This window comes from Glycomyces tritici (assembly GCF_030403505.1).
This window is the reverse complement of record NZ_JAUEMJ010000005.1, coordinates 408,280-428,099: the sequence shown is the minus strand read 5'-3', so window position 1 is coordinate 428,099 and position 19,820 is coordinate 408,280. Positions and strand designations below refer to the sequence as shown.

15 protein-coding genes are annotated in these 19,820 nt (G+C 72.0%); 7 read left to right on the top strand and 8 right to left on the bottom strand.

Annotated elements, in window-relative coordinates:
• Window positions 1-17: 17 nt before the first annotated feature.
• Entirely contained in the window at window positions 18-1,520 is a 1,503-nt protein-coding gene (locus tag QWI33_RS18780) for a pectinesterase family protein (RefSeq protein WP_289958683.1), read from the bottom strand.
• Window positions 1,521-1,702: 182 nt separating this feature from the next.
• On the opposite strand from QWI33_RS18780, the gene QWI33_RS18775 reads away from it, so the two are divergent.
• Window positions 1,703-3,133: a 3' terminal RNA ribose 2'-O-methyltransferase Hen1 gene (locus tag QWI33_RS18775; protein ID WP_289958682.1), complete on the top strand. Its 1,431-nt coding sequence runs from the start codon at window positions 1,703-1,705 to the stop codon at window positions 3,131-3,133.
• A complete protein-coding gene (locus tag QWI33_RS18770; protein WP_289958681.1) occupies window positions 3,126-5,672 on the top strand; it encodes a polynucleotide kinase-phosphatase in 2,547 nt (848 codons plus the stop codon). The genes QWI33_RS18775 and QWI33_RS18770 overlap by 8 nt, the downstream gene beginning before the upstream one ends.
• Before the next feature lie 55 nt (window positions 5,673-5,727).
• Here the strand turns inward: QWI33_RS18770 and QWI33_RS18765 are convergent, their stop codons facing one another.
• Window positions 5,728-6,315, bottom strand: a complete 588-nt coding sequence (locus tag QWI33_RS18765) for a hypothetical protein (RefSeq protein ID WP_289958680.1) — start codon at window positions 6,313-6,315, stop codon at window positions 5,728-5,730.
• Between the two features lie 129 nt (window positions 6,316-6,444).
• Between QWI33_RS18765 and QWI33_RS18760 the strand changes: the two genes are divergently transcribed.
• Complete coding sequence (locus QWI33_RS18760; protein ID WP_289958679.1) at window positions 6,445-7,494, top strand: GlxA family transcriptional regulator; 1,050 nt, start codon at window positions 6,445-6,447, stop codon at window positions 7,492-7,494.
• Window positions 7,491-9,470 (top strand): ABC1 kinase family protein, encoded by a 1,980-nt coding sequence (locus QWI33_RS18755; protein WP_289958678.1) that lies wholly within the window; start codon window positions 7,491-7,493, stop codon window positions 9,468-9,470. The genes QWI33_RS18760 and QWI33_RS18755 overlap by 4 nt, the downstream gene beginning before the upstream one ends.
• Here the strand turns inward: QWI33_RS18755 and QWI33_RS18750 are convergent.
• Window positions 9,467-10,042: a TetR/AcrR family transcriptional regulator gene (locus QWI33_RS18750; RefSeq protein WP_289958677.1), complete on the bottom strand. Its 576-nt coding sequence runs from the start codon at window positions 10,040-10,042 to the stop codon at window positions 9,467-9,469. The genes QWI33_RS18755 and QWI33_RS18750 overlap by 4 nt on opposite strands.
• Window positions 10,043-10,140: 98 nt before the next feature.
• Here QWI33_RS18750 and QWI33_RS18745 point away from each other — a divergent pair, with 98 nt between their 5' ends.
• Together QWI33_RS18745 and QWI33_RS18740 are read left to right on the top strand one after the other, a co-directional pair.
• Window positions 10,141-10,578, top strand: a complete 438-nt coding sequence (locus tag QWI33_RS18745; protein ID WP_289958676.1) for a nuclear transport factor 2 family protein — start codon at window positions 10,141-10,143, stop codon at window positions 10,576-10,578.
• An 88-nt stretch (window positions 10,579-10,666) separates the two neighbouring features.
• On the top strand, window positions 10,667-11,494 hold the full coding sequence (locus tag QWI33_RS18740; RefSeq protein WP_289958675.1) for an alpha/beta fold hydrolase: 828 nt from the start codon (window positions 10,667-10,669) through the stop codon (window positions 11,492-11,494).
• Here the strand turns inward: QWI33_RS18740 and QWI33_RS18735 are convergent.
• From QWI33_RS18735 to QWI33_RS18720, 4 genes are all read right to left on the bottom strand, one after another.
• A complete protein-coding gene (locus QWI33_RS18735; RefSeq protein ID WP_289958674.1) occupies window positions 11,491-12,417 on the bottom strand; it encodes an ATP-grasp domain-containing protein in 927 nt (308 codons plus the stop codon). The two genes, QWI33_RS18740 and QWI33_RS18735, sit on opposite strands and share 4 nt — an antisense overlap.
• Window positions 12,418-12,445: 28 nt before the next feature.
• Window positions 12,446-13,720: an MFS transporter gene (locus tag QWI33_RS18730; RefSeq protein WP_289958673.1), complete on the bottom strand. Its 1,275-nt coding sequence runs from the start codon at window positions 13,718-13,720 to the stop codon at window positions 12,446-12,448.
• Window positions 13,717-15,045, bottom strand: coding sequence for a GH1 family beta-glucosidase (locus tag QWI33_RS18725; RefSeq protein WP_289958672.1), 1,329 nt, complete (start codon window positions 15,043-15,045; stop codon window positions 13,717-13,719). Before QWI33_RS18725 ends, QWI33_RS18730 begins: the two co-directional genes overlap by 4 nt.
• Before the next feature lie 86 nt (window positions 15,046-15,131).
• The gene (locus QWI33_RS18720; protein WP_289958671.1) at window positions 15,132-15,902 is read right to left on the bottom strand and encodes an AraC family transcriptional regulator; all 771 of its coding nucleotides are present in this window, start codon (window positions 15,900-15,902) and stop codon (window positions 15,132-15,134) included.
• A gap of 275 nt (window positions 15,903-16,177) precedes the next feature.
• Between QWI33_RS18720 and QWI33_RS18715 the strand changes: the two genes are divergently transcribed.
• A complete protein-coding gene (locus QWI33_RS18715; protein WP_289958670.1) occupies window positions 16,178-17,404 on the top strand; it encodes a sulfotransferase family protein in 1,227 nt (408 codons plus the stop codon).
• Between the two features lie 45 nt (window positions 17,405-17,449).
• Here the strand turns inward: QWI33_RS18715 and helR are convergent, their stop codons facing one another.
• Window positions 17,450-19,609: an RNA polymerase recycling motor ATPase HelR gene (gene helR / locus QWI33_RS18710; RefSeq protein WP_289958669.1), complete on the bottom strand. Its 2,160-nt coding sequence runs from the start codon at window positions 19,607-19,609 to the stop codon at window positions 17,450-17,452.
• Window positions 19,610-19,820: the final 211 nt, after the last annotated feature.

The window sequence follows — 19,820 nt, the reverse complement described above, 5'->3', positions numbered from 1 at the left end:
CGCGTTCGGTGCTCAGGTCAGCGGATCGGGTTCCAGCCGTCGGTGCCCCGCAGGTAGTCGACGGGTTCGTAGTTCAAGGCGTCGGCATCGGACATCTGCGGGCGGTTGCCATTCACGCCCGCGCCCGGGCCGTAGTTCTCGTACTCGCTCAAGCGGGCGTCACGCCAGCTCAGACCCGACATGTCGGTCCACGGGTCGTCGCGGAAGTGGTCGCCGAGGTTGGATTCGCGGTAGAGGACCTGGCCGCGTGCGGTCGTGGAACCGCCTGCGGGCCAGGGCCGCCCGAGGTAGACCGAGTTCGACGGGGCGTTGCTGGTCATGTCGCACTGGTAGAACAGCAGGCCGTACCGGTTGCTGATCTCGGTGCTCGCGGCGGTCACGTAGCCGTTGTTCGAGGTCGAGCCGCGGTTGAGCGAGTGGATGCGGCAGTCGTCGAACACGGCCGTGCCGCGCCCGAAGATGAAGTCGACGTCGCCCTCCACGTAGCAGTTGTGGTAGTACTGCCGCGAGACCGTTGCGGCCGAAGGGGAGTCGGTCAGGAGCGTGTCCTGGTTGCCGAGGAAGCGGACGTTGTCGAAGACCATGCGGTCGCCCTGGACCTTGACGGCGACGGCCTGGCTGCTGCCGTTCGCGGCCTCGTCGTAGGTGTTCGCGAAGGTCAGGTCCTCGGCGGTGAAGTTCGCGCCCTGCAGGAGCACGCTCGCGCTGCCGCTGGTCCCCCACGTCCCGCCGGAGCCGTTGCTGCAGCTCGCGCACCGGTTGTCGTGGATGACCACGTCGGCGGCGTTGCCCGTGGCCCCCATGAAGGTGATCCCGGTCTTGGAGGAGGGCACGGTGACGTTGCCCTTGTAGGTGCCCCGCTTGATGAGGATGGTCGAGCCGGAGGGCGCGGCGTTCACGGCCGCCTGCACGGTGGTGTGGGTGCCGGAGCCGTCGAGGGCGACCACGAAGTCGGCCTCCACCGCGCCGTCCGCCGGGGTCAGCTCCCACTGCTGGTTGGCCGCGCCGTTGGGCGTGTACTGCGAGATGCGGGCGCCTTCGGCGGTGGACCGCCCCCACACGTCGAGCGCCTTGCCGGAGGCGCGGTTGACGATCGTGGCGTAGCCGCCGCTCTCGGTGACCTTCCACTGCTGGTTGGCGGTGCCGCCGTCGCCCCACTGCTGGACGGTGGCCCCGTCGGCGCGGCTCGCGCCCGCCACGTCCAGGACCATCCCGGAGTGCCGCACCTGGATCTTGAAGTAGCCGCCGCCGGCGTCCACGAAGCGGAACTGCTGGTCCTGGGAACCGTTGGCGGCCCATTGGACGAGTTCGGCGCCGCTGGCGGTGGAGGCGCCGCGGATGCCCATGACGAGCCCCGAGTGCCGGGACTCGAGCTGGTACCAGACACCGGTTTCCACCGCCTGCGCACCGGTCGTGACGAAGAAGGCCCCGGCCGCGGCGATCACGCCGCTCAGGACGGCGGCCAGCACCGTCGCCAGACGCCGTCTGCGCCGCGGACGGCTTTCGATGTGCATTGACATGTCGACTCCATGGGAGGGCCGGACGCTGAGACATGCCGGGAGTTTCCTCAGCAATCCGGGCATTTATATTTGTCAATGCGATCATAGGGCAATCGCTTCCCAAAGCCAACCCCCGCAGCACGCCGCGTGGGACCGTCCGAAACCGACTCGCCGCGATGAGGAGCCGATGGCATGATCAGCGGGTGCTCCTCACGATCTCGACCACCTCCGCGACCGAGGCCCGGCCCGCGACCGACCTGGGCTGGCTGCTGCGCAAGAACCCCGCGAACGTGCAGGCGTTCGAGCAGTCCTTCGGCACCGCCTGGGTCTTCTACCCTGAAGCGACGGCGGCGCGCTGCACCGCCGCGCTCCTGCTGGAGGTCGACCCGGTCCGGTTGGCGAAGACATACGGGCGATCCGGCGACGCCTCCCTGCAGCAGTATGTGAACGACCGGCCCTACGCGGCCTCCTCGCTGATGGCAGTCGCACTCGGCAAGGTGTTCTCGACCGCCCGCAGCGGCGTGAGCGAGTCCCGTCCCGAACTCGCGGCGGCCCGCCTCCCGCTCGAGATCGAACTGCCCGCCGTCCCGTGCAAGGGCGGCCCCGACCTCGTCGAAGCACTGTTCGCACCCTTGGGCTGGGAGGTCCGGGCCGAGGCGGTACCGCTGCCCGGCTTTGCAACCGACTCCCGCCACGTGCGCCTACGCCTGCGCGGCGAGGCGCGGCTCTCGGACGCCCTGAGCCAGCTGTACGTGCTGCTGCCCGTGCTGGACGACGCCAAGCACTACTGGGTCGATATCGGCGAGGTCGACAAGCTGGTGCGATCCGGCGGTGATTGGCTCGCGTCCCACCCGAAGCGAAACCTCATCACGCAGCGGTACCTCGCGCACCGCAGGTCCTACGAGCGCGCCGCGCTCACCCGGCTGGCGGAAGCCGAAGGCTCCACCGCCGACCTCGAAACGCCCCTCGACGAAGAGGCCGCACCGCTCGAGGGCGGGGAGCCGCCGACGAACAGCGCCGGCGTCGAGCGCACGCCTCCGCTGCACCGGCGGCGAATCGCCGCCGTCCTCGACGCGGTTCGCCAGAGCGGCGCGACCTCGGTGATCGACTTGGGCTGCGGCTCGGGCAAGCTGCTCGCTCCACTGCTCAAGGAGCAGCAGCTCACTCGCGTCACCGGCGTCGACGTCTCCTCGCGCGCCCTCGCTCAGGCCGAGCGCCATCTGAACGTCGAGCGGATGCCCGAGCGCCAAGCGGCGAAGCTCGAGCTCCGCCAAGGGTCGGTCGTCTACCGCGACAAGCGGTTCGCGGGATTCGACGCCGCGGTCCTCATGGAGGTCGTCGAGCACCTCGACGCCGGCCGACTGCCCGCAATGGAAAGGGTGGTCTTCGGCGAGGCGCAGCCGCGAACGGTGATCGTGACGACCCCGAACGCGGAGTACAACGCGCAGTACGGCCTCGAAGACCACCAGATGCGCCACGCCGACCACCGGTTCGAGTGGGACCGGCCGCACTTCGCGGCCTGGGCCGAGGCCACCGCCGCGCAGTACGGCTACCGCGTACGAATCGAAGGGGTCGGCGACACCGATCCGATCGCCGGAGCCCCGACCCAGATGGGAGTGTTCGACCGTGTCTGACAACGAGATCGAGCCGACGACGATCAGCGTTCCCGAGCTGTCGCTCGTCATCCTCATCGGCGTGTCCGGGTCCGGCAAGTCCACCTTCGCGGCGCGGCACTTCAAACCCACGCAGGTGATCTCCTCCGACTACTGCCGGGGCCTGGTCTCCGACGACGAGTCGGACCAGACCGCCACCACCGAGGCGTTCGACCTGCTCCACCACATCGCGGGCGTGCGGCTGCGCCGCGGTCTGCTCACGGTCGTGGACGCCACCAACGTGCAGCCGAAGGCCCGGGCCTCACTCGTCGAACTCGCAAAGGAGCACCACGTCCTGGTCGATGCGATCGTCCTCGACGTCGAGCCCGGCCTCGCCGCCGAACGCAACGCCGCTCGGTCCGATCGCGACTTCGGCGAGGCCGTGATCCGCCGCCACCACCGCGACCTCAAGCGAAGCCTCAAGGGCCTCAACAAGGAGGGGTTCCGGCGCGTCCACCGGCTCAACGGCGTCGATCAGATCGAGCACGCCCGCATCGAATACGCCAAGTCCTGGAACGACAAGACCGACGAGACCGGCCCCTTCGACATCATCGGCGACGTGCACGGCTGCCGTGCCGAGCTCGAGACGCTGCTCAGCGAACTGGGGTGGGCGATCGAGCGTGACGAGGAGGGCCGCGCGGTCGGCGCCGCGCACCCGGAGGGCCGCAAGGCCGTCTTCGTGGGCGACCTCGTCGACCGCGGCCCGGACACCCCCGGCGTGCTCCGCCTGGTCATGGGCATGGTCGCGGCAGGAGACGCGCTCAGTGTGTGCGGCAACCACGAACAGAAGCTCGTGCGGGCCCTCGACGGACGCAAGGTCAGGGTGGCTCACGGCCTTGCGGAGTCGCTCGAGCAACTCGGCGGTGAAAGCGAGGAGTTCAACGCCAAGGCGAGGTCGTTCATGGACGGCCTGGTGAGCCACTACCGGCTCGACCGCGGCAACCTGGTCGTGGCCCACGCCGGGTTGAAGGAGGCGTACCACGGCCGGGCATCGGGCAAGGTGCGTTCCTTCGCGCTCTACGGCGACACCACCGGCGAGTCCGACGAGTACGGCCTGCCCGTCCGCCTGCCCTGGGCAGAGGACTACCGCGGCAAGGCCATGGTCGTCTACGGGCACACGCCGACCGCCGAGCCGGAATGGGTCAACAACACCATCTGCCTCGACACCGGCTGCTGCTTCGGCGGCAGGCTCACGGCACTGCGCTACCCCGAGCGGGAGCTCGTCTCCGTCGCGGCCGAACAAGAGTGGTACGAGCCGGTGCGACCGATGCACGCGCCGACCGGCCGCGACGCGACCACGTTGGACTTCGCGGACGTCGCGGGCGACCGCTACCTAACGACCGGCCTCGTGGGGACGGTGAAGGTGCGCGCCGAGAACGCGGCCGCCGCGCTGGAGGTGATGAGCCGGTTCGCCGAGGATCCTCGACGCGTGCTGTACCTGCCGCCGACGATGGCCCCCGTCGACGCTTCCTCACTGGACGGCTACCTGGAGCACCCGGCCCAGGCCTTCGACCAGTACCGCGGCAAGGCCGATCGCGTGGTGTGCCAGGAAAAGCACATGGGGTCGCGGGCTGTGGCCCTGGTGTGCCGCGAGCCCGGGACGGCCCGCAAGCGGTTCGGGCTCGACTCCGGTCCCGCCGGCGCAGTGCTGACCCGCACCGGGCGTGCCTTCTTCGCAGAGGACGCCCTGACCGACGGACTCCTCGACCGAGTCGCCGCGGCCGCTGAGAGCGCGGGCCTGTGGGACAAACTCGAGACCGACTGGATGCTGCTCGACTGCGAGCTGCTCCCCTGGTCGACCAAAGCGCGCGAGCTCATCGAGGACCAGTTCGCGTCCGTCGCGGCCGCGGGCACGGCCGCGCTCCCCGCCGCCGTCTCGATGCTGAGCGCGGCGGCGGCCCGGGGACTCGACGTCGCCGACCTCGCCGCGCGCACCGCCTCCCGACTGTCCAATATCGAGGCGTTCGCCGCCGCCTACCAGCAGTACTGCTGGCCCACTTCAGGTCTTGAGGGCGTGCGACTCGCACCGTTCCAGATCCTCGCCACTGAAGGCGTGAATCGGGCCGACCACCGGCACGACTGGCATCTTGAGGCAATCGATGCGCTCGTGGCCGCCGATGCGACCGGCACGCTGCTCGAGACGCGTCGCCGCTGGGTCACCCTCGGCACCGCCGACGAGGCCGGCGCGACCGAGTGGTGGCACGAGCTGTGCGCCGTCGGCGGTGAAGGCATGGTCGTCAAACCGGTCCTCGACACACGCCTCAAGCTCCAGCCGGGGCTCAAGGTCCGCGGCCGGGAGTACCTGCGGATCATCTACGGCGCCGACTACACCGATCCGCAGCACCTCGAGCGGCTGCGCCAGCGCCGCCTGACGCACAAGCGGTCCCAGGCGCTGCGAGAGTACGCACTCGGCCTCGAGGCCCTGGACCTCGTCGCGCAGGACGCGCCGCTATGGCGGGTCCACCAGTTCGTGTTCGCCATCCTGGCGCTGGAGTCCGAGCCGGTCGACCCGAGGCTGTAGCGACGACGGACCCGGCCACGCGGGCCGGGTCCGTTCCGCACATCGATGCCGGAGGTCAGTGCTGAAGGGCCACGACGACCATCGCGACGGCCACAAGGGTGTCGAGGACGACGCAGAACTCCGCGAGCGAGCGGGAGACGACCCGCTCGGTGCGGTGGTGCCACACGTCCCAGGCGGCGTGGCCGAGCAGGCCGGCCGCCACGAGGTAGAGGCCGAGGTCCCCGCCGACCAGGAGGACCGCGACCGCGAGCCCGCCGAAGCCGGCCATCGCCAGGCTCTGCAGCGGCAGGCCCTCGGCGGGGCGCGCGGCCCCGCGCAGCAGGCCGAACGCGGCGAAGAGGACGGCGATCGCGACGAGCGCCCAGATGGCCAGGGGCGCTTCGAAGGCCGTGAACCCGGCCGCGCCGATGACGACGAAGGACAGGAAGAACACGGGCCAGGCCGCGCCGCGCTTCTGGAAGGCGGCCGAGCCGAGGTAGACGAACCCGGAGGCGGCCAGGACCGGCGCGGTGTCGGCCCCGGAGGTCGCACCCCAGGCCACGAAGGCGGCCATGACGATCCCGGCGACGGTGGGCCAGCGCCGCAGAGCGGCGCGGAGCGGGTGGGTCGAGCGCGGCAGCGCTGCGGTGGTCGTGGCGGTCATGTCGGTCTCCATACCTAGAGGGGGTATCCGTTCCACCCACCCTCGCGCGTCTCCCCGGGTCGGTCAACCGGACGCGGTCGGCAGGTCCGAAATCTTGGCATCCTGGTCTTGCAGACCTATGCTGAGGGCATGGCAGACCACCGTGTGGTCGTCGTCGGCTACGACGACGCCGAACTCCTCGACATCGCGTGCGTCACGACCACACTGGACGCCGTCCGGGTGATCGACCCGGCGTTCGGCTACGACCTCGTGCTCGCCACACCGGGCGGGCGGCCGATCACCTGCTCCACGGGGCTGGTTCTCAACGGCCAGGCGGCACTGGAGCGCCTGCGCGGTCCGATCGGGACGCTCGTCGTCTCCGGCGGGCTCGGGCACGAGCGCGCGGCCGGCGACGAGCGGTTCGTGGGCCACGTGCGGCGGCTCGCCCGCGAGAGCGGGCGCATCGCCTCCCTGTGCACCGGGGCGAGCGTCCTCGCCGCCGCGGGCCTCCTCGACGGCAGGCGCGCGACCACCCACTGGCACTTCGCGAAGCGCCTCGCCGAGCAGTACGCGAAGGTCGAAGTGGACCCGCGCCCGATCTGGATCAGGGACGGGAACGTCTACACCGCCGCGGGGGTCACCAGCGCGCTCGACCTCGCGCTGTCGTTCATCGAGGCCGACCACGGACCGGACCTGGCCCGCTGGGTCTCGCGGGCCATGGTCACCTACCTGCACCGGCCGGGCAACCAGGCCCAGATGAGCATGTTCACGGCCGCGCCGGCGGTCGACCACGACCTGGTCCGGAAGGTCACCGACCACGTCAGCGAGCGGCTCGACGCCGACCTGTCCACTGAGGCGCTGGCGGGTGTGGCGCGGGTGAGCCCGCGGCACCTGACCCGGTTGTTCCGCACGCATCTGCGGCAGACGCCGGGCCGGTTCGTCAGGCAGGCGCGCGTGACGGCGGCGGCGCAGCTGCTCGCGTCGACCGACCTGCCGGTGGCCCGGGTGGCGACGCGCTGCGGGTTCGCCTCGGCGGAGGCGCTGCGCCAGGCCTTCACGCGCGAGTACGGGATCGCACCGTCGCAGTACCGGGCGGTGGCCGCGACCGCGCACTTACAACCGCGGGTTGAGCGGCGCGGTGGTGCAGTACCCTGTGGCGGCATCGGATCCCGCCTCGACCCGAAGGGCCCCGCCTCGTGACCGTCCTGCTCGTCTCCGTGTTCGGCCTCGCCGTCAACACCACGCTCGTCGCGTACACCGCGACCAGGCTGCTCGACGTGCGGTACACGTTGTGGCGGTTGATGATCGTCAGCGTCGTCAGTCTGACGATCGTCCAGTACGGACTCGTGCCCACCCTGTTCGCGCCCTTCCGGGGCCAGACGCCGAGCTCCGACGAGGCGGCGGGGGCGGTGGCGCTGCTCGCGCTGGCGTTCCTCTGCGCGCCGGTGATCGCGATGATCATGCTGGTGGTGTGGGAGGCGGTGCTGCCCACGGGCGCCGTCCCGCCGCTGCGGAGCTGGTTCAAGGGCATGCGCTCGCGACTGCGGCGCACCCGCCGGTATCTCCAGATCCTCGCCATCGCCTCCCGGCACGGCCTGTTTGGGCTGCTGCGGGGCCGCCGCCAGCTCGGCCAGGGCCCCGAGCAGGCGCGCTCGTTGCGGTTGGCGCTGGACGACGCGGGCGTCACCTTCGTGAAACTCGGTCAGATCCTCTCCACCCGGCGCGATCTGCTGCCGCCGGCCTACATCGCCGAGCTGGCGAAGCTGCAGGACCAGGCGGCGCCGATCCCGGGGTCGACCGCCGCCGAACTGGTCGAGGCGGCGATCGGCGCGCCGGTCGGCGAGGTGTTCTCCCGGTTCGATCCCGAGCCGATGGCCGCCGCCTCGATCGCGCAGGTCCACAGTGCGGTGCTGCACGGCGGGCAGGCGGTGGTGGTGAAGGTGCGCCGCCCCGGCGCCGCGCAGGCGGTGGAGCGCGACCTCGACATCATCGAGCGGCTCGCGCGCCTGCTCGACCGCCATACCGCTTGGGGCCGTTCGATGGACGTGCTGGGCCTGGCCGCCGGTTTCGCGACGGCGCTGCGCGAGGAGGTCGACTTCACCGTGGAGGCCCGCAACCTCGCGCAGGTCGCGGTCGCGCACGACCGGCGCCGCGCCGCGGTCGGCGTCCCGCGGCCGCACCCGGACCTCTCCGACGACGGGGTGCTGGTCATGGAGCGGCTCTCGGGCGTCCCGCTCGCGACCGCCGGGCCGGTCCTGGCCGAGCGCGGGCTGGAGCCGGGGCGGCTCGCGGCCTCGCTGCTGCGCGAGATGCTCGACGAGGTCATGATCGACGGGATCTTCCACGCCGATCCGCACCCGGGCAACCTGCTGCTGCTCGACGACGACCGGCTCGGGCTGATCGACTTCGGGTCGGTGGGCCGGCTCGACCGGGAGCTGCGCGCCTCGCTCCAGGCGATCCTCACGGCCGTGGACCGGCAGGACGGGCCGGCGCTGGCCGACGCCTTCATCAGCGTCTCGACGCGGCCCTCAGAGCTCGACCAGGCCGCGTTCGAGCGCGCGCTGGGCGCGTTCATGGCCCGCCACCTCATGGCCGGATCGGCCCCGGATCTGCGGATGTTCACCGAGCTGTTCCGCATCATCGCCAAGTTCCGCATCGCGATCCCGCCGGAGCTCGCGGCGGTGTTCCGCGCACTGGCCACACTGGAGGGATGCCTGACGGCGATCGACCCGGGCTTCGACCTGGTGACGCAGGCGCGCACCATCGGCGAGGCCTACGCCGAGCAGCACCTGCGTCCGACCGCGGTCAAGGACATGCTCGTGGAGGAGGCCGCCGACCTCCTGCCGGTGCTGCGCAAGCTCCCCCGCCGCCTCGACCGCCTGGCCGCCGCGGCCGAGGCCGGGCGGCTCACCGCGAACTTCCGGCTGTTCTCGCGCGCCGAGGACCGGCGCGCGATCACCGACTGGCTGCACCAGGTCCTGCTCACCGTGCTCGCCGCCGCGGCGGGCGTGATGGCCGTGATGCTCATCGGGATCGAGACCGGCCCGGCCGTCACCGAGGACATCGGGCTCTACCAGTTCCTCGGTCTCTCGCTGCTCCTGATCGCCTCGATCATGGCGCTGCGGGTCCTGGCCGACATCTTCACCAAGCCCCGCGACCGGGACGACGCGCGCTAGCGGCCTCCCTCGGGCCGCAGCCCGGTGAAGAGGAGGTCGAGCGAGCGGCGGCGGAACGCCGCGCTCCAGTCGTCGGCGATCGCCTCCTGGCACACCGCGGCGAGGAGCGCGATCAGCTCGTCAGTGCTCAGGTCGGGGCGGACGGCACCGCCGCCGCGGGCCCGCTGGAGCAGCACGTCCACGGCGGGGCGCAGGCGCACCAGGGCATCGGCCACGCGCACCTGCACCCCGGTCTCGGCCAGGCGCTCGAACACGTCCCGGTGGCTCGCGCCGGCGTTCATGACGAGGGAGCAGAACTCGAACAGGGCGGTCACGGCGCCCTCGTCGCGGACCATGGCGTCCGCTTCGGCGACGATCCGGTCCTGCAGGTTCATGACCACGGCCTTGAGCAGGTCGGGCTTCGTGGGGAAGTGCCGGAAGACCGTGCCGATCGCGACCCCGGCGCGCGCGGCGACGGCATCGGTCGCCACGGATGCGCCCTGCTCGGCGAACACCGCCTCGGCCGCCTCCAGAATCCGCGCGCGGTTGCGGATCGCATCGGCGCGCAGCGGCCGTTCTCCTTTGTGCGCCAAGCCGTCTCGGCTCATCCGAACATCCCCCTTGCCAAAGTGAGTGCCACTCATTATATTCAAAGTCGAGTCCTACTCAGTTTACTTCAGGAGGCACCATCATGTCCCACGCGACTCCCCTCGAGGTCTACCGCCGGATGCAGGAAGCCGTGCTCAGCGAGCACGGCCCGACCCTGCTGCCCGCCGAACTCCTCGCCGCCGACATCGTCGTCGAGACCCCGTTCTCCCCGCCCGGCATGCGCCGCCACGAAGGCCGCGAGGCCTGGCTGGCGTTCTACGCGAGCCGGCCGCTGCCGTTCCGGTTCGAGGCGTTCCGCGAGATCACCACCCTCGAGACCGCCGACCCCGAAGTCCTCGTCGTCGAATACGAACTCACCGGCACGGTCACCACCACCGGCCTCGCCGGCTCGGCGGCCTTCATCGCGATCCTGCGCGTGCGCGACGGCGAGATCCTGCACTGGCGCGAGTACCAGGACGTCATGGCCATCACGCAGGCGCTGAGCCTGCGGCCGGAGGACCTCGGCACCGCCGCCGCGTAGCCACGCCCCGGGCACCGATGACTTTCGGCCCCGCATCTCGTCGGCATGAGTGCGGCCACCGGGCCGCCCTCACCCGAAGGAGTCATGCATGACCGAGAACGTCACGCTCGGAGTCGAGCACTTCGGCGACCCCGCAGCGCCCCTCGTGCTGCTCGCGGGCGGCCCGACCATGCTCTCGTGGCCCGACGCGCTGTGCCGGGCGCTCGCGGCCGGCGGACGCCACGTCGTGCGCTACGACCTGCGCGACTGCGGCGCCTCCACCACCGTCGACCCCGAAGCGCCCGCGTACACGCTGCGCGACCTCGCCGCCGACGCCGCCCGCCTCGCCCGCGACCTCGACCCGCGGCCCGCGCACCTGGCGGGCATCGGCGTCGGCGGCATGGTCGCCCAGGTCGCCGCGCTCGACCACCCCGGAGCGTTCGCGGCCCTCACCCTCGCCGGGACCCGGCCCGTCGCCCCGGGTCCGGTCGACGCGGACCTCCCCGACCACGACGGGGAGACGATGGGCCTGCTCTTCTCGCGCCCGATGCCCGACTGGTCCGACCGGGACGCCGTGGCCCGCTTCGCCGCCGTCGGCGCGGCGATCCTCGGCGACGACCCCGACGCCGCCCGCGCGAACGCCGAACGCGTCTTCGACCGCACCCCTGGTACCGAACCCGCCGTCCAGCTGGCCAACCAGCTGGGCACGGTCTTCGCCAAGCTCGACTGCACGCCGCGCTGGCGCGAGCGCCTGCCCGACCTCGCGGTGCCCACACTCGTGGTGCACGGCCGGAACAACCGGTTCTTCCCGGTCGGCAACGGCGAAGCCCTCGCCCGCGAGATCCCCGACGCCCGCCTGCTCGTGCTCGAGCACGCCGCGACCGCCCTCCCGGACAGCACGGTCGAGGAGGTCGCGGCGGCGATGCTCGCGCGCTAAGCGCTCGGACGAGGGCCCTCGTCCGCGAGACGGTGGATCGGGTGCGGCAGCGGTCTCCCGATGAGCGCGCGGATGAGGGGTTCGGGGTCGGTGCCGCGGGGGAAGTCGCTGACCTGGCCGTCGCCTGCCTCCACCACTCGCCAGGTCCCGTCCGCGCGCTGCGCGAGATCGGTGGTGACGAAGGGGCAGCCAAGGGCCGCAACGGCTTCCGTGACTCCCATGAGGTCGGGCTCGACCAGCGCCTCTGGATGGTCCGGGTGCGGGCCGACCACGACCGGCTCGCCTCGGACCCACCAGACGCGGGCCTCCGCGGCCCGCCCGCCGATCCCGACGAAGTCTTCGAAGGCGCGCACCACGAGTCCCCCGGCCAGGTCCGGGCCCTGGCGCCCGATGAAGCACTCGGCGGTCCTCCGCAGGGCCGCAACGTCGGCGAGGTCCTCGACGAAGAACGCCTCCGGCTCGTCCTTGCGGGACTTCACGAAGTCCTTGACCATCCCCGGCCCGCCCGGCAGCGCCCCCGCGAGACCGGCCAGCGCGTCGGCGGCCGGGAACTCCCCCTGCCCCAAGGGAATCCAGCGACTCGCCGGGGTCAGCGCGGCGAACGTGCCGTGCCAGCCGGGCAGTTCGTGCGCGGCGCGGTACTGCTCGGGCCCGGTGGCGAGGCGGACGCCGCGAGCGGCGAGCGCGCGGTGCAGTTCCGCGTACCGGTCGGCGCGGGCCATCCAGCCCCGGTACCAGGCCGTGCCGAGGTTCGCGGGGACCCGGGCGACGGCCCGGGCGGTGTCGCCGCCGGTCAGGGCGTCGTGGTCGATGAGCGCGACCGTGGCGCCGAGTCCGGCGGCCAGTGCCGCTTCGGCGGCGAAATGCTCGTCGGGGCGGCGCGGGCGGAGCAGGTCGGCGCAGTACAGGAGGGCGGCGGGCATGTCGGCATCGTAGCGGCGGGCCGCCCGTTCAGCGCACGGATTTGATGGGCCACACCAGGATGCCGCCGAGGAGCGTGGCCGCCGCGCTCAAGGCGTAGAGCGTGGAGTAGCCCCCGAGCCCGGCCACGGTCACCGCGGCGAGGGCCGGGCCGAGGACTTGCGGTGCGGTGGAGGCGATGTTGATGATGCCGAGGTCTTTGGCGCGGTCGGAGGCGGCCGGGAGGACCTGCGTGATGAGGGCCTGGTCGACGGAGAGGTAGATCCCGAAGCCCGCGCCCATGATCGCGGCGGCGGCGATCGCGGCGGGCCAGGTGTGCCAGAACGTCAGGAGCAGTGCGGCGACGGTCATGATCGCGGAGGAGACCACGACGAGCGGCTTGCGGCGGCCGATGCGGTCCGAGAGCACGCCGCCCGCCACCGAGGTGGCGATGACGCCGCCGGTGTACAGGAGCGTGAGGATCAGGACGCCCTCGTCGGCGCTGTGCCCGGGGAACAGCTCCTCGTAGTGCACGGCGTCCTGCAGGAAGAACAGCAGGTAGAGCGTGCCGGTGGCGTTGCCGAGCATGACGAGGAAGCGGGTGAACCAGGCCCAGGCGAAGTCGGGGTGGGCGCGGGGCGAGACCCAGAAGGTGGCGAGGAGGGCCCGCCAGTCGAAGGGGGGCCGGTCGGCGCGCTGCAGCGGCGGGTCCGGTGTGGACAGTACGAAGGGGAGTGCCATGGCCAGGGCGGCCGCGCCGATCACGAGGTAGCCGGTCGGGATGTCGGTGACCAGCATGGTGACGATGACCGCGCCGAGGACGAGGCCGAGGGCCTGCGGGAACCCGATCCAGCCGGAGACGACGGCGCGCTGGCGGACCGGGACGTGGTCGGGGATGCCCGCGTTGAGGCTGGCGTACCCGGCGTTGAGGGCCGCTTGGGCGAGGCACCAGCACAGGAGCACGCCGATGACGGTGGTCTGGAGGCCGAGCAGGTAGAGGCCGAGCGCGCCGACGGCCATGCCGCCGAGGGTCCAGGGGTGGCGGCGGCCGAAGCGGCCGGTGGTGCGGTCGGAGAGCGCGCCGGCGAGGGGGTTGGCGATGACGGCGACGAGCGCGCCGAAGCCGGTGACGAGGCCGAACGCGGCGACCTTGCCGTCGTCGTCGATCTCGGCGAGCTGGAGGGGCAGGAGCACCTGGATGGGGGTGAAGAAGGCCATGTAGAGGCCGAGCATCCCGGTGGTGATGCCGCCGATCCAGGCTTTGCCGACGTTGCGTTCGGGTTCGGCGAGGGCGGCGGGCGCAGGGGCGGCGGGGGCGGCGGTCACGGGCGTCTGCTCGCGATGTGCGCGCGGTACCAGGCGAAGGAGGCCTTCGGGGTGCGGTCCTGGGTCTCGGGGTCCACATGCACCAGTCCGAAGCGCTGGTGGAGGCCTTCGGCCCATTCGAAGTTGTCGAGGAGGGTCCACACGAGGTAGCCGCGCACGTCGGCGCCTTGGCCGATCGCGGCGTCGAGGGCTTCGACGTGGGCGGCGAGGTAGTCGATGCGGTCCTGGTCGGGGATCGAGCCGTCCGCGGCGGGCGGGACGGTGTAGGAGCAGCCGTTCTCGGTGACCCACAGGGGCGGGAGGTCGGCGCCGTAGTCCGCCGTGAGCTCCACCAGGGTCCGGGTGAGGCCGGAGGGGATGACGGGCCAGTCGAAGTCGGTGGTCGCGACGTCGTCGAACTCCACGATGTCGAACGGCAGCGGCGATCCGGTCGGGGCCGCGGCGAGGCGGGTCGGGTTGTAGTAGTTGACGCCGAGGCCGTCGAGGGACTGCGCGATGGCCTCGAGGTCGCCGTCCTTGACGAAGGGCAGGGTCTGGAGTCCGAAGGGCGCGAGGTCGGGGTAGCGGCCGAGGAGCACCGGGTCGGTGAACAGGCGGCGGTGGAGGAGGTCGTAGGTCTCGGCGGCGGCGCGGTCGTCGTCGCCGTCGGTGGCGGGCACCGCGGGCGTGTAGCTGTTGGTGAGCATGACGAACGGTGCGCCGGCGGCGCGCAGGGCGCTGGTGGCGAGGCCGTGGCCGAGGAGCTGGTGGTGGGCGGCGGGGAGCGCGTCGAGCAGGAGCGTGTGGCCGGGGGCGTGCTGGCCGAGCGCGTAGCCGAGGGCCATGTGCTCGAACGGCTCGTTGAGGGTGATCCAGTGGCACACGCGGTCGCCCAGGCGCTCGGCGCACATCGCGGCGTACTCGGCGAAGCGGTGGGCGGTGTCGCGGTCGAGCCAGCCGCCGGCGTCTTCGAGGGGCTGCGGGAGGTCCCAGTGGTAGAGGGTCGCCATGGGGGCGATCCCGGCGTCCAGGAGGGCGTCGACGAGGCGTTCGTAGAAGTCGAGGCCGGCCGGGTTGGCGGGGCCGGTCCCGGTCGGGCGCACGCGGGGCCAGGCGATCGAGAACCGGTAGACGTCGATGCCGAGGTCGCGCATGAGGGCGATGTCCTCGGGGTACCGGCGGTAGTGGTCGCAGGCGGTCGCGGCGGTGTGGCCGTCGCGGATCTTCCCGGGCGTGCCGGTGTAGGTGTCCCAGACCGACGGCCCGCGGCCGTCGGCCGCTGTGGCGCCTTCGATCTGGAAGGCCGAAGTGGCCACCCCCCAAGCGAAGTCGGGCAAGCGCGGCATTGCGACCACAGGCACCTCCGAGAGTGACGCGAGTAACGTTCGTGAAGGTACCGCAGAGTAACCCGCGTTCGGAACCCCTCGGCGGTTCAGAGTTTCCGGGCGCCCTCGCGGACGGCCCGCGGCGAGGCCCCGAGCTCGCGGCGGCAGGCCTTGTTGAACGCCTGGAGGTCCGCGATGCCCACCGCCGCGGCGACCGCCGGGATCGACAGGGTCGACTCCAGCAGGAGGTGCCGGGCCCGCTCGAGGCGGCGGCGGCGGATGTGGGCGACCACGGTGGTGCCGGTGGCGGCGTGGAAGAGCCGCGTCAAGTGGTTGTGCGAGAGGCCGACCGCGGCGGCGATCTCCGGCACGGCGAGCGGGGCGGGCAGGTGCTCCTCGATGTAGGCCAGGGCCGCCTCCACCGAGCGGTGGTGCCCGGCGCCGACCGGTCCCGGATCGAGCCGCGTCATCCGCCACAGGAGCGCCCAGGCCTCGGCGTTCGCGCGGGCCGGGGCCTCGGCGGTGACCGCCTGCCGGAACATCTCGGCCAGCGCGGGCGCGGTCGGTCCGGCGTCCTGCATGACCGGCACGGTGTGCCGGTTGCCGCCCTTGGGAAGGCGCGCGTGGATGTGGAGGTTCTCGGAGCGGCCCCGGTAGCGGAAGAGGACTTCGGCGCCGGCCGGGATCAGGCTCACGCAGCCGGGTCTGATGGGGTGGACGGTGCCGCCGAGTTCGATCGCGCCTTCGTACTTGTGCAGGTGGATCTGCCACAGGTCGGGCAGGAGGAAGCGCTCCTCGGGCAGGTTGAGGCCGTGGATGCCGACGCCGGCGTTGACGACCTCCGGCGGCTCGTCGAGGTGCAGGGTCACCGTGCGCATATTGAAAACCGACCACTAGTTGGTGCTTACATTCGATTACAGCAATGATTGCAGATCCTATCTTCGGTGTGTGGCAACCACCGAGCAGTTGCGGGCCCGGCCGGGACGGCGCGGTTCGCCGGAGCGCGAACGGCGGTCGGGACCGGCCGCGCGGCGAACGCGGGTCCTCAGCGGCGCGCCCGGCCTGGCTTGTGCCGGCGGGACCGCGCCCATATCCTGCCTGGTATCCCCGAATCCCTTTCGGAGCCAGGCACGTCGATGCGAGGAGCCCCTTCATGGGACAGGCCACGTTCACCATCAAAGCCCTCAACCTGCTCCTCGCCCCCACTATGGCGGGCCGCCGGGTCGACAAGGCCTTCGACAGGCTGATCGCGACCGCCGAAGCCGAGACCGGCGGGCGGGCGGCCGACCACGAGCAGTACCTCGCGGACGCGCGTTTCGTCATGCGCGCCTGGGCGGACCAGGACTACGCGTCCGCCATCGGCTGGGCCTCGGTCCTCGGCTCCCTGCAGACCCGGACCACCAACCGCTTCCGCGTCGCCCGGGCCGTCGCCGAGCACCCCGAGATCGAGGAGGAGCCGATCACGGCGCCGATCGTGGTGACCGGCCTGCCGCGGACGGCCACCACCTTCACGCACAACCTGCTCGCCCACCCGGCGGGCAATCGCGCCCCGCTGCTGTGGGAGATGTTCAATACGCTGCCGGTCGGGGCGGACGAGGCGCTGGCCGAGGCCGCGATCAAAGACGCGCAGGACTTCATCGGCACGTACGACAAGGCCGCGCCCGTCTTCGGGGACATCCACAAGATGGACGCCATGCTGCCTGAGGAGTGCATCTTCCTGCTGCCGTTCCACATCTTCCTGTGGGGGGTCTGCGGTCCGATGGAGAGCGCGAGGCAGTGGCGCCGCGACCGCGACTTCACCGACGACTACCGGTTCCTGAAGCAGGCGCTGCAGGTCATGCAGTACGGGCGGGAGCGCCGGCGCTGGGTCCTCAAGACCCCCTGCCACCTGTGGGCGCTGCCGACCCTGGCCGAGACCTTCCCAGGGGCCCAGGTGGTGTGGAACCACCGCGACCCCGCGACCGTGGTGGCCTCGTACTGCTCGCTCATGGAGGTGGGCTGGTCGGTGCAGTTGCGCAAGTACGACCCGGCGCAGATCGGTGCCACCGCGCTGAGCCTGCTGGTGGAGGCCGTCGAGATGAGCAGGGCGGCCCGCGCCGGCCTGCCGGGGCAGATCATCGACGTCGGCTACACGCAGATGACCGACGACGCCCGGCACCAGGTGCCGCTCCTGTACGAACGGCTCGGCCTGGCCTGGGACGACCGGGAATCGGCGCACCTGGAGCACCTGCTCGCCCGCCCCGGACAGCGCCGCCCGCACGAGTACCGCCTGGACCGGTTCGGTCTGGAGCGCGACCAGGTGGAGCGGGCCTTCGGCGACTACACCGACATGGTCGCGGGTCTCCCCGCGGGCTTCGACGCGCGCGGGGAGACCGCCTGAACCGGGCTGCGCCGCAGCGGGTGCCGCGGACCGGGGTTCACGGGTTCATCGGCTGGTGAGGACCACGAGTCGCTGCGTGGCGCGGGTCATCGCGACGTAGCGGTCCACCGCGCCTTCGATGCCGACGCCGAAGCCCTCCGGGTCGATGAGGACGACCAGGTCGAACTCGAGGCCCTTCGACAGCTCCGGGGTGAGCGAGCGGACGCGCGCGGTCGCTTCGAAGCCGGTGTCGCCGATGACGCAGGCGGTGCCGTCGCGGTGCTCGGCGAGCCAGGCGTCGAGGATCGCCTTGAGATCCTCAGTGGACCCGTACTGGACGGGGACGCCGCTGCTGCGGACCGAGACGGGCACGTTGGCGTCCGGGATCGCGGCCCGGATGACCTGCTCGGCCTCGGCCATGACCTCTTCGGGCGTGCGGTAGTTGATGCTCAGGGCGGCCAGGCGGACCTGGTTCAGGCCGATGCGCCGCAGCCGTTCGCTCCACGACTCGGTGAAGCCGTGCCGCGCCTGGGCGCGGTCGCCGACGATGGTGAAGCTCCGGGACGGGCAGCGGCGCAGCAGCATCTGCCACTCGGCGTCGGTGAGCTCCTGGGCCTCGTCGACGATGACGTGCGCGAACGGCCCGGCGAGCAGGTCGGGTTCGGGGGCCTCCAGGTCCTCGTAGTGGACCAGGGCGTCCTGCAGGTCGGCGCCTTTGAGGAGGATCATCTCCTCCACATTGCCGTCGCCGGCCTCGAGGATCTCCTCCACGACCCGGTCGATGACCTGCCGTTCGGAGGCGATCTCGGCTTCGCGGCGGCGGGCCCGGCGGGAGGCCTCGGGGTCGCCGAGCCGGTGCCGCGCGGCGTCCAGGAGCGGCAGGTCGGCGGTGGTCCAGGCCTTGGGGTCCTCGCGGTAGAGCAGTGCCACCTGGTCCTCGTCGAGCCAGGGGGCGCACATGCGCAGGAAGTCGGGGACCGCCCACAGTGCCGCGACGAGGTCGGTGGGTTCGATGACGGGCCAGGCCTTGTCGAAGGCCCTGGTGAGTTCGCGGTTGCGGGCGAGGGAGCGGCGCAGCAGGTCCTCCTCGATCTCGTCCTCGTCGTGCTTCTCGGCGATGATCGCGACCAGTTCGTCCCAGATCTGCTCGCGCGCCTCGTTGTGGGGCGTGCCGAGGCCTGCGGCGTCGAACGCGTCGGCCCAGTCGTCGGCGCTGAGCCGGACCTCGGACCAGTGGGTCTCCACGGCCAGTTCCTCGGCGGGCGGGCGCTCGTAGCGGCGCACGGCCGGCTCGATCGCCTTGACCATGTCCGCACCGGCCTTCAGGGCGGCCACGTCGGGATCGGCTTCGTCCGGCGCGTCCGCCCCTTCGGGCTGGAGGTCGCGGAGGGTGCAGGTCTGCACGCCCTCCTCGCCGAGGCTGGGGAGGACGTCGGCGACGTACGCGAGGTACGGCTGGTGGGGGCCGACGAAGAGGACGCCGCCGCGGTGGTGGCCGACCCGCGGGTCGGAGTAGAGCAGGTAGGCGGCGCGGTGGAGGGCGACGACGGTCTTGCCGGTGCCGGGCCCGCCGTCGACCACGAGCGTGCCGCTCGACCCGGCGCGGACGACGGCGTCCTGGTCGGCCTGGATGGTGCCCAGGACGTCGCGCATCCGCTCGGACCGGCTGGTGCTGAGGCTGGCGATGAACGCGGACTGGTCGTCAAGGGCCGCATGGCCTTCGAGGCCGTCAGGGGTGAAGACCTCCTCCCAGTAGTCGCTGATGCGGCCGCGGGTCCAGCGGTAGCGGCGGCGGCTGGCCAGGCCCATCGGGTCGGCGTGGGTGGCGCCGAAGAACGGCTCGGCGGCGGGCGAGCGCCAGTCGAGCAGCAGGCGGCGGCCGTCGTCGCCGGTCAGCCCGAGGCGTCCGATGTAGACCGTCTCGCCCGCGGTGGTGACGGTCCGGCCGAGGCACAGGTCCAGGCCGAAGCGGCGCAGGGCGCCGAGGCGGCCGGTCAGCCGGTGGATCTCCCGGTCGCGGTCGGCCGCGGCCTGGCCCTCGAAGCGCCCCGTCCCGCCCTCCTCTCTGCGGATGGCGGCGAGGCGGTCGGCCGCCTCGGCGATCGACTGCTCCAGGCTGGCCGCGATGGCGGCGAAATGGCGCTCGTCGTCGGCGATGAGCTTCGGGTCGGCCTTCGCGGCGAGGCGCTCGGGCAGTTGGAATGCGCTGTCGGACTTCGGGTTCACTCAGCGGCTCCCTTCGAGCTGAAAGTACGAGTGTGAACCATGCTGACCTGCGAAAACACACCCCGGTGTGCCCTTGTCCGGCACACCCGGGTTATATTCTGAAGAGGGAAGCGGCGCAGGCGGCTTCCTTTCTGCGTTTCCGGGCACCGGTGCGCGGGCCCGGCAGATCGGCCTAGCCGCGCCTCGCACAGCAGGACGGGCCCGCAGCGAC

What these genes read in the sequence shown, in the direction of transcription:
- QWI33_RS18780 (WP_289958683.1), bottom strand. Translation starts at nt 1,520, where the DNA reads ATGTCAATGCACATCGAAAGCCGTCCGCGGCGCAGACGGCGTCTGGCG.
- QWI33_RS18765 (WP_289958680.1), bottom strand. Translation starts at nt 6,315, where the DNA reads ATGACCGCCACGACCACCGCAGCGCTGCCGCGCTCGACCCACCCGCTC.
- QWI33_RS18760 (WP_289958679.1), top strand. Translation starts at nt 6,445, where the DNA reads ATGGCAGACCACCGTGTGGTCGTCGTCGGCTACGACGACGCCGAACTC.
- QWI33_RS18745 (WP_289958676.1), top strand. Translation starts at nt 10,141, where the DNA reads ATGTCCCACGCGACTCCCCTCGAGGTCTACCGCCGGATGCAGGAAGCC.
- QWI33_RS18740 (WP_289958675.1), top strand. Translation starts at nt 10,667, where the DNA reads ATGACCGAGAACGTCACGCTCGGAGTCGAGCACTTCGGCGACCCCGCA.
- QWI33_RS18735 (WP_289958674.1), bottom strand. Translation starts at nt 12,417, where the DNA reads ATGCCCGCCGCCCTCCTGTACTGCGCCGACCTGCTCCGCCCGCGCCGC.
- QWI33_RS18725 (WP_289958672.1), bottom strand. Translation starts at nt 15,045, where the DNA reads ATGCCGCGCTTGCCCGACTTCGCTTGGGGGGTGGCCACTTCGGCCTTC.
- QWI33_RS18720 (WP_289958671.1), bottom strand. Translation starts at nt 15,902, where the DNA reads ATGCGCACGGTGACCCTGCACCTCGACGAGCCGCCGGAGGTCGTCAAC.
- QWI33_RS18715 (WP_289958670.1), top strand. Translation starts at nt 16,178, where the DNA reads ATGGGACAGGCCACGTTCACCATCAAAGCCCTCAACCTGCTCCTCGCC.